The sequence below is a fragment of the Crocosphaera sp. Alani8 genome, assembly GCF_038442745.1.
In the GTDB taxonomy this organism is placed as follows: domain Bacteria; phylum Cyanobacteriota; class Cyanobacteriia; order Cyanobacteriales; family Microcystaceae; genus Crocosphaera.
Genome location: NZ_JARVCN010000327.1, coordinates 18,220 through 28,283, shown reverse-complemented (window position 1 = coordinate 28,283; position 10,064 = coordinate 18,220). Strand labels below are relative to the sequence as shown.

The following is a 10,064-nucleotide window of genomic DNA, read 5'->3' as shown; positions in this document are numbered from 1 at the left end:
TGGTCATTCCCTAAAGCATATTTTGGAACTTTTCAGAATGAAATAGCCCTGGTTACCGATGAGTTGGATGGTCAAAGAAAAAAACAAAAAGGGAAGCGATGACCTTAAAAGATTCTCCAGAAAAAGAACAATTACTTTCAGGATTAAATAAGAGTAAATATGCCTTACTTAAAAATAAAGAGGATTTAAACGAGCAACAAAAAGAGAAATTAGAAGAAGTTTATAAAACTGTCCCCATTCTCTCAAAGATGCACCTTCTAAAAGAGAAATTTAGAAGAGTGTTTGATGAAAACTCTGATTGGAGTTCAGGATTACTTGAACTAGCTGAATGGTGTGCAGAAGCTTATGAAGTTTATCCAAAAAGCTGTGGAACAATTAGACGTTGGATAGGAGAAATTGCGGTGCGACCCAAGGCGATTCTCAATCGCCATTGGAAAGCGCACCAAGAAAATTGCTTACTTTGATGAAAGAACGACTAGCGGTATTGTCGAAGGAATTAATAATAAATTAAAGTTGATTAAAAGAAGGGGTTATGGTTTTAGAAATTTTGATAATTTTAAACTTAGAAGTTTCCTAACTTGGCATTTTACTGCTTAAATTTACATACTAAGTTCGGTAGAACCAAGAAATTTTAAGAACAGCGTAAGTTTAAAATCAAAAAAGAGGGGACTTAAATAAATTTTTGCCTATTTTTGAGAACCCATTTCTGACACTTTTGGATAATGACCTATTAAGAATTGAGCGTCTAGAACAATTTTTGTTAAACAATTGACCTATTCAAACTCATTTGTTGCTGTATTTATAACCAGTTTCCTATTAATACAAAAGGACTCCAAATACCCGCACTAACTCCTTGTTGTATTAGATTTTTTTGAGCTTTTTGCAATGCTTCTGCTTTACCCATTCCTGCTTTTAGATTGTCGTAAAAATCGATGATTAATATTTTCGCATAATCGTCAGGAATAAACCATAAAGAGGCTAAGGTACTTTTTACACCAGCTTGTACTGTGATTCCAGCTAATCCTAACGTTGTGCGATCGTCTCCAATGGCTGTTTGACAAGCGGTTAAAGTAAGTAGCTCCAAAAGGTTATAATTTTCGTTAAAATTGCGAATATCTTGCTCTAAATCAGTAATTGTTAGTTTTTGATTATTACCTACTACTAAAAAACTATCATCAGGAATTGTCCCAAATTTACCGTGCGTGGCTATATGAATAATAGGATAAGTGGTTGCTTGAAATTCTTGTTGCAAGTTTGGACGAGTAAAGTCTTGATTTAATAATAGTTTACTGTCGGGAAAACTAGCGGTAACTTGTTTAAGTTCTATTTCAACATTAGGTAATGCTCGATAACGTTCTTGACCGATATTTGACTCTTCTGCAACACCTACTGCTAACACTGGAGAATTACTAAGATTAGAAGAACTCAAAGTTGTTAGTGTTAAGCTTGGTGTCGTGGCAACGGCATATTTTTCGATTAGAAATTGTTCACCATCGTAAAGTGCCGCCATAGGAATGTTTCGTAGATTACCATCTAGAATAAAGACCAATTTTTGTATTTGTGCTGCATCTAGATCCGTTTCAAATGGAGTTATTAGGATATCATAAAATTTCTGAGCAGATGTTTTAAAAGGTTGGGATAAGTCGTAAGAGGATTGTAAGTCTTTCCAGAATAATTCTAAATCCTTTGTTAACTGAGTTTCGCTCATATTAACCCAATGAACTCTAATTTTTTCCTGGGGTAAACTTAATAAAATGGCTAAACGATCTTGAAAGATAATCGGAATAATCAGAGCAGTATCCTTACCAATATTTTCTAATTTATCAAAAATTTGATTAACTAATACTTGTGGAGTTCCTATTTCATTAACTTCTGTTAAAATACAATCGTCTCCTAAATAGTTTTGTAATTCAGCTAATTTAAGAGAGTCAAAGGTTTGTAATCCTTTAATAAAGGGTTGAGATAAAGTATTTGATGAGGAATTCTCTTGTTCTAGAATTAACTGAACTAATTGGCGATAAAGAGGATCAATGGTATCTCTAAAGTCAAATTGTAAATCACGATTGGCTGTTAAAATATCACTACGAAGACTCTCTAAAATGTTATAAGCTCGTTCGTAAGCAGAGATCGCTTCTGAGGGTTGTTTTAATGCTTCTAAAATACGTCCTAATTGCCATTCCCAAAGATATAAACTATCGTTAGCTGAGCGATTTTGTTCAGCTAATAAAAGAGCAGATTTTGTATATTTTGAAGCTTTCTCATATTGGCTTTCGCATTCATAAAAATGACCTAATGCTCCTAAAGCAAAAGATTGTATGCGGGTACTTTCTAGTTTATTTGCATTTTCAACAGCTTCTTTTAATGTGTTTTCCAATTCATAATTAGAGAAAGATGTAACAATAGGACATTCGCTTAAAGGAGATGCGATCGCTAGGTTGATTGCACTATATATTTTAGCCGAAGAATTAGCAGTTTCATTGAGTAACTTTAAAGCTTTTTCTTGAAGACTATCAGTAGAAGTTAAATTAGGAAATTTACGATTAAGTTGAATTAAATTAAGTAAAGTTTGCAATTTATCTTGATCCTTCTGGTTTAATTGCAAGGCATTTTGATAATTGGAAAAGGCCATTCTACTATTTTCAACTGCATTGTTTGTGAATTTTTCTGCTGTATTAGTCGCATTTCTAACCTCAGCCGAATTAGCTTGAGTTTGCCAGCGTTTAGCTTGAGCAAAATAAACGTTTCCTAAACTATTAAATAAAGAAGCAAAATAAGTTGGATCATCTAAATTTTTAACTTTAGTTAGTGCCTCATTTTCTAAAATATTAATAGCTATGTCATAGTTTCCCATCAAGCGATAAGCTTCTGCTAAACTACCTAGAGTAGCAATTTCTCCCTGGTCATCTTGGTAGATTCTAGCAATTTCTAAAGCAGTGTTAGGGTCACAAATTAGCTTGTTTTTTTTCATTTCCGTGTTGCATAATAAACTAAGAGATTTTTGATGTTTTCCTAGACGACTATAAGCTTGTGCTTGTTCAGTCAAGAGTCTTCCTACTTGCTGAATTTCGTTTAGTTGCTGATAATTAGTAATAGCTTGTTCCCAATAGTTAATTTCTTGTTCTGTTTGTCCGATTATCTGATAAGTTCTGGCTATATTTTCTTGAATAATGGCTTTATTTTTAACGTTATTTTTAGTGTCTTCTAAGTTTAATGCTTTTTGCCAAGTTGCGATCGCTTCTATATAGTTTCCTTTTTGATATTGTTTCACTCCTTGTTTAACAAGGAAACTAACACTAAAAATTTGAGATATGGCAAATGAATTCCAGTTTAATATTAAGGTAGTAATTAAACTTAGAAAAAATAGAAAAATAGATGTTAGTTTTTTCATCGTTTTTTAGTTAACACGTGACTACATTTTTATAATTCTTTTGGAGAACACTTTCGACTTAAAATCAGTCTTCCATCTGGTAGTTTAAACACTCCTTGAGGCTCAATAATTTGTAAATTTGTGGGAGTAACATCCTCTTGATCAGGAATATTTTGTATTGACCCTGTAGAATAGTAAGAACTGCTGGTATTTCCTGGTTTTTCTGGTAAACCGCCTGAACCAGTAATAATGAATGTACCAGCTTGTTGCGAATTAGGAACGACGCAAGTATTTGCTATTAATTGATCAGGGTCTAAAATCTTAATAGGTAACTCAGTTAAACTATTACGAATGAAAGTTAAATCAGGCACAATAATGCTACCCGAAATTGCTCCACTAGCATCTAAGTCTACTCGATTATTATTATCTAAATCCCTTGTGTCTCTTACTTTTCTTATCGCCTGATATGCCTCTCCAAAAAATATCGGCGTATTAAGGATAATGTTCCCACCTTGTCCATCTTTTGCAAAGGCAAATATGTCACTATCATCATATAAAATAATAGAATTAGCTTGTAAAAAAATATTACCTCCTCCACCGATACCACTATTAACATTAGTTCTTAGATCACTATCACCACGAAAACGAATAACAGAACCTGAAATCGAAATTTTTCCCCCTGATGTTTCTTGTGATGAGGTACTAATTTCACTATCTTTTAGTTGAATAATACCTGAACTATTAACAACAATACTACCAGCATCACCTAAACCTTGAGAAAGTGAACTAATTTGAGAACCGTTATTAAGAGTAATAGAATTACCACTGGTTTTGATATTAATATTGCCTCCATTTCCTCTTGCTTGTTCATCAACAATAGTCACAACCTTACTATCATTATCCAAGTCTACTGTTTCAGCATTAATTAATATACTTCCTGCGTCCCCTTTTCCTGCTGTTGATGCTGTTATCTCTGAGTTATTGTTCAGATTCAATTGTTGTGTATTTAGAGTAATATTACTGGTTTGGTTTGCTTCTCCTGTCGATGTAATTTCTGTGGAGATAATACTATTATTTAACTGAATTGTTTGGTTATTGTTTACGTCAATATTTCCTGCATTTCCTAACCCCGATGTTCTGCCATTGATGCGACTATTGTTTAGGCTTAAGTTGGGGGTTTCTAGGGTTATTTCTTGAGAGTTTCCTACTGCATTTTCTTCTACTGAACTACTTATTTCACTGTTATTATCTAAGTTTATTTGCTTATTTCCCTGTAAATTAATCACTCCTGTATTTCCTTCTCCTGATGTGGATGCTGATATTTCTGATGAGCTTAAGTTAATGGTTTGAGCGTTAAGAACCTCTATGCTTCCTGCGTCCCCTTTTCCTGCTGTAGATGCTGTTATCTCTGAGTTATTGTTCAGATTCAATTGTTGTGTATTTAGAGTAATATTACTGGTTTGGTTTGCTTCTCCTGTCGATGTAATTTCTGTGGAGATAATACTATTATTTAACTGAATTGTTTGGTTATTGTTTACGTCAATATTTCCTGCATTTCCTAACCCCGATGTTCTGCCATTGATGCGACTATTGTTTAGGCTTAAGTTGGGGGTTTCTAGGGTTATTTCTTGAGAGTTTCCTACTGCATTTTCTTCTACTGAACTACTTATTTCACTGTTATTATCTAAGTTTATTTGCTTATTTCCCTGTAAATTAATCACTCCTGTATTTCCTTCTCCTGATGTGGATGCTGATATTTCTGATGAGCTTAAGTTAATGGTTTGAGCGTTAAGAACCTCTATGCTTCCTGCGTCCCCTTTTCCTGCTGTAGATGCTGTTATCTCTGAGTTATTGTTCAGATTCAATTGTTGTGTATTTAGAGTAATATTACTGGTTTGGTTTGCTTCTCCTGTCGATGTAATTTCTGTGGAGATAATACTATTATTTAACTGAATTGTTTGGTTATTGTTTACGTCAATATTTCCTGCATTTCCTAACCCCGATGTTCTGCCATTGATGCGACTATTGTTTAGGCTTAAGTTGGGGGTTTCTAGGGTTATTTCTTGAGAGTTTCCTACTGCATTTTCTTCTACTGAACTACTTATTTCACTGTTATTATCTAAGTTTATTTGCTTATTTCCCTGTAAATTAATCACTCCTGTATTTCCTTCTCCTGATGTGGATGCTGATATTTCTGATGAGCTTAAGTTAATGGTTTGAGCGTTAAGAACCTCTATGCTTCCTGCGTCCCCTTTTCCTGCTGTAGATGCGGTTACTTCTGAGTTATTGTTCAGATTCAATTGTTGTGTATTTAGAGTAATATTACTGGTTTGGTTTGCTTCTCCTGTCGATGTAATTTCTGTGGAGATAATACTATTATTTAACTGAATTGTTTGGTTATTGTTTACGTCAATATTTCCTGCATTTCCTAACCCCGATGTTCTGCCATTGATGCGACTATTGTTTAGGCTTAAGTTGGGGGTTTCTAGGGTTATTTCTTGAGAGTTTCCTACTGCATTTTCTTCTACTGAACTACTTATTTCACTGTTATTATCTAAGTTTATTTGCTTATTTCCCTGTAAATTAATCACTCCTGTATTTCCTTCTCCTGATGTGGATGCTGATATTTCTGATGAGCTTAAGTTAATGGTTTGAGCGTTAAGAACCTCTATGCTTCCTGCGTCCCCTTTTCCTGCTGTAGATGCGGTTACTTCTGAGTTATTGTTCAGATTCAATTGTTGTGTATTTAGAGTAATATTACTTGGTTGAGTTGCTTGTCCTTGTGATTTAATTTCTGTTGAAATAAGAGAATTATTAGTTAAAGTTACCTTATTTGCATTATCTCCTTGATTATCTATCAAAATACCTCCTGGGTTCCCTCTACTATTGCTAAAAGCATTAATTTGAGTATTCGATAAATGAATTTGATTTCCATTAAGATGTATATTTCCTGCGTCCCCATCTCCTACAGTAGAAGCGGAAATTTCTAACCGATCTGCAAAATTTATAGTCTGGCCCGTTACTTCAATATTTCCTGCATTTCCTTTTCCTGTTGTTTCCACAGTAATCTGTCCATCTCCTCTAATATCAACTGTTTGAGGTGCGCTGATTCTAATACTTCCACCTTCCCCAACATCAGTCGTTTTTGCTGAGATTAATCCATTATCAGTAAATTGAATGTTAAGGTTAGGTTGAGAATTATTTGTTTGTAAAATCAGATTACCTGCGGAGGAATTACTTTCAGTTTCGGCAAATATTCCTAATTCCCCTGCAATATTAAGCTCAGAAGTTTTTAAAACAATATTGCCTCCCCCTTCCAAGTTGGTTGAAGTGTCAGTGGCCGTTGCACTGAGTTGAGAATCTTTCCCGATAGTAATGTTATCAGAAGTAACCGTGATGTCTCCTGCCTTTCCTTGCTTAGTGGTTTCAACACTAATTTGACTATCACTTTCTAAAATTACTCCATTTGGGGCGTTGACAATAATTCTTCCTCCATCACCATTTCCTTTTGTATCAGCAAGAAGTTGTCCATCATTATTTAGTGTTAATGTATCCCCTAATGTGATTAAAATATCTCCTGCATTTCCCCCAGTTCCATTTAGATCCACACCTGAAACAATCCCACTATCATCAATAATTAGATTTTGAGACTCTATAAAAATATCTCCTGCATTGCCCAATCCTGCTGTTCCTGTGCGAAGAGAAGAGTTGTTTCGCAATTCAATATCCCCTAAGTCTACTGTAATGTTAATACTACCCGCTTGACCCTGAGTCGTGGGTAAAAAGACCTCCGTTTGTACGCTTGAATCTTGGTTAATAGTTACATTTTCCTCTGCATTGATATTGATATCTCCTGCTTCTGCTTGCCCTGTAGTAAATGCTTGTAAACTAGACCTATTATTAAGGCTAATTAATCGTCCCGTGATAGCAATATCTCCAGCATTTCCATTACTGGTTGAACTGTCAGTTTCAAGATTGGAATTGTTTAAATTAACTATATCTCCTGTGAGGGAAATGCTCCCGGCATCTCCTTGGGATCGGTTATTAGTAAGAAGAAAGCTGTCAGTAATGTTCAAAGAACCATTAATAACTTTTAACTCAATGTTTCCCGCTACATTATTGGGATCTCCAGTTGCATCTAGAAGACTACTACTAAGTTGTGCATTATTAATGACAAGATTATCTTGTGCAGTCAGTGTGATACTTCCTGCATTTCCATCAGAATAAGTAAGACTAGAACTTTGTAAGCTGGCTCTATTTGTAATATTTATGTGTCTGGCATTAATATTAATACTACCTGCGTCTCCACCAGCAAATTCAGGGGTATTTATTCGACTAAAAATATCCGTACCTCGTCCATCAATTGTTATTGTTTCTGTCGCCGTTATATTGATATTACCACTATTACCAGTTCCAAGGCTAGAACTATCTAAGTTAGCACCTTTATTTATTTCTATTCGATTAGAATTAATATTTATATCGCCCCCTTGTCTTATTCCTTTGTCTCCTTCCCTTATCCCACTAAAAATATTTGTTCCAGCATCGCTCATTCTAACAGTTCCTGTAGCATTAATATTAATATTTCCTCCATTACCTGTTCCATTCGTAGAAGCATCAATGGTTGCTTCATTTCTAATAATTAAATCTTGTGTATTAATATTAATCATTCCAGCACCTATATTAGGGTTAGCACTTACAGCAGTGGAGAAAATTCCTGTATTTGCACCATTTAATTCAATAGATTCCAAAGCATGAACTGTTAAAATTCCTCCATTACCTCCGTTAAATGGAGTAGTTCTTAACTGTCCCCCATTGGATAAGATAACAGATTTAGCATTAACAGTTAAGTTTCCACTATCTCCAAAAAAAGGAGATGTATCAATATTTGCCCCGTTGGCAACTTCTAAGGTGTTACCGACTGTTATAAACCCATCGTTTCCCAAAGTAAAAACAAAAGCATTTTGATTGGTAATATTAAGATTATTACCAGCATTAATTGTGAGAATTCCGGGATGATTTTCTTCTAGCTGAATTGCACCATCCATAAAGATATCATTGCCGCTCTGAATATCAATATTTCTAGCGGAAATAATACCAAACCTATCAATTATAATATCCTCTGTTGTCTCTACATTTATATCTCCACTAACAAAACCTCCAGAAGATGCAGTGAGCAATCTGGCATTATTTGATAAAACTAATGAATTAGCTTTAATATCAACATTTCCGCTATTCCCAGAAAATGGTCTACTATCTACATCTCCATTAATAGACACAATATTTCCTGCATCTAACAAAATATCTCTACCAAAAGAAAAAAGGAAAGCACCGGCATTAGTCAAAGAAATATTATTCCCAGCAATTAAGTTAATATTACCTTGATTAGGGATTTGTATAGAATTGTTTACAATAATGTCATTACCGGCTTCTGCTGTTATATTGATTGGGTTAAGAGCATTGATATCAACATTAAAGGTGATGTTATTTGTAGCTTGAAGAATAACATCAGAAGTGGCAAAATCAATTGCAGAAACATCTATCTTTGTGTCTCCATCTCCTCCAATATCAATATCAGAAAATTCATCCACATCTTCTAAGTTAAAAGTTTCTGTATCAGGACTCAAAAATTCAACAACTTCGATATTAGTGGGGTCGAGTAATAAAGTTCCGATGTCACCATTTGGTGCCCTAGTATTAACCTGTCCTTGAAAGTCTAAAAATTCTTTTCCTGATACTTCAATAAATCCACCATTACCAGATAAAAGTCCTCCTTGTGCTTCTATTTTTCCATAGAAACGAGTTGAGTCATTAGCCCAAACAATGACTTTTCCTCCATCCCCATTTAAGGTAGAATTAGCTCTAATAATTGCCTCAGAATCCACATAAGTATAAGTCGCATTGGGGACAGATCCTTGACCTTGAAAATCTCCACCAATTAAAACATTTCCAGCATTATTAGGATGAGAAACATCAATCAAGGCATTATTTAATAACCCGATGCGATCGCCTAATAATTTTACGGTTCCTCCAGGGGCAATTAAACCACCATTATTAACAACAGTATTTCCCCATAAAGTGATGTTTTGACCGCTCTTAACTGATAAATTTCCCTGATTAACAATACTACCTTGATGGTTAGCAGCATGATTAAAAAATAACGTATCTGGATTAACCGATAATAAATTACTTCTCTGGGATTTTATAGCACTAAAAAAGCCATCTTCTCCCCATTGAATGCTATTAGATGTGGTAGCATAAAAAGAGCCTTTTACATCTAACGTTGCGTTTTCTCCAAAAATAATACCATTAGGATTAATTAAAAACAAATTAGCTTTTCCTAATACGCCTAATGTACCTAAAATATGAGAAGCATTACTACCAGTGACACGAGAAAGAATGTTTTGAATATTAGCAGGATTAGAAAAATAAACACTCCCATTTTCTGCTACGTTAAACTCTAAAAAACTGTGAAACAAACTATTTCCACGAATCGCACCCCCATCAATTCGTTGCTTTAATTGATCTAAGTTTGTAATTCGTGAATTTTCAACCCCCAAAGTGTTGTCAGGGGTTAATTGTGCTGAGCATAGGGGTTGCATCATCAACATAACGCCAAGGGTGCTGCTGATGAAGGGAAATATTGGTTGTCGATTTAATCTTGTCACAGCTTTGGGTTAGAAATTCGCGTTTGTATATT

The 10,064-nt window shown here is 34.6% G+C and carries 2 protein-coding genes and 1 pseudogene; 1 reads left to right on the top strand and 2 read right to left on the bottom strand.

Features of this window, described 5'->3' with window-relative positions:
- Positions 1-597, top strand: a pseudogene (locus P9B04_RS25220) (ISL3 family transposase); the annotation flags it as partial.
- A 202-nt stretch (positions 598-799) separates the two neighbouring features.
- Here P9B04_RS25220 and P9B04_RS17160 read toward each other — a convergent pair.
- Complete coding sequence (locus P9B04_RS17160) at positions 800-3,388, bottom strand: CHAT domain-containing protein (protein WP_342056197.1); 2,589 nt, start codon at positions 3,386-3,388, stop codon at positions 800-802.
- A 29-nt stretch (positions 3,389-3,417) separates the two neighbouring features.
- On the bottom strand, positions 3,418-9,969 hold the full coding sequence (locus P9B04_RS17155) for a two-partner secretion domain-containing protein (protein ID WP_342056196.1): 6,552 nt from the start codon (positions 9,967-9,969) through the stop codon (positions 3,418-3,420).
- Positions 9,970-10,064: the final 95 nt, after the last annotated feature.

What these genes read in the sequence shown, in the direction of transcription:
- P9B04_RS17160 (WP_342056197.1), bottom strand. Translation starts at nt 3,388, where the DNA reads ATGAAAAAACTAACATCTATTTTTCTATTTTTTCTAAGTTTAATTACT.
- P9B04_RS17155 (WP_342056196.1), bottom strand. Translation starts at nt 9,969, where the DNA reads ATGATGCAACCCCTATGCTCAGCACAATTAACCCCTGACAACACTTTG.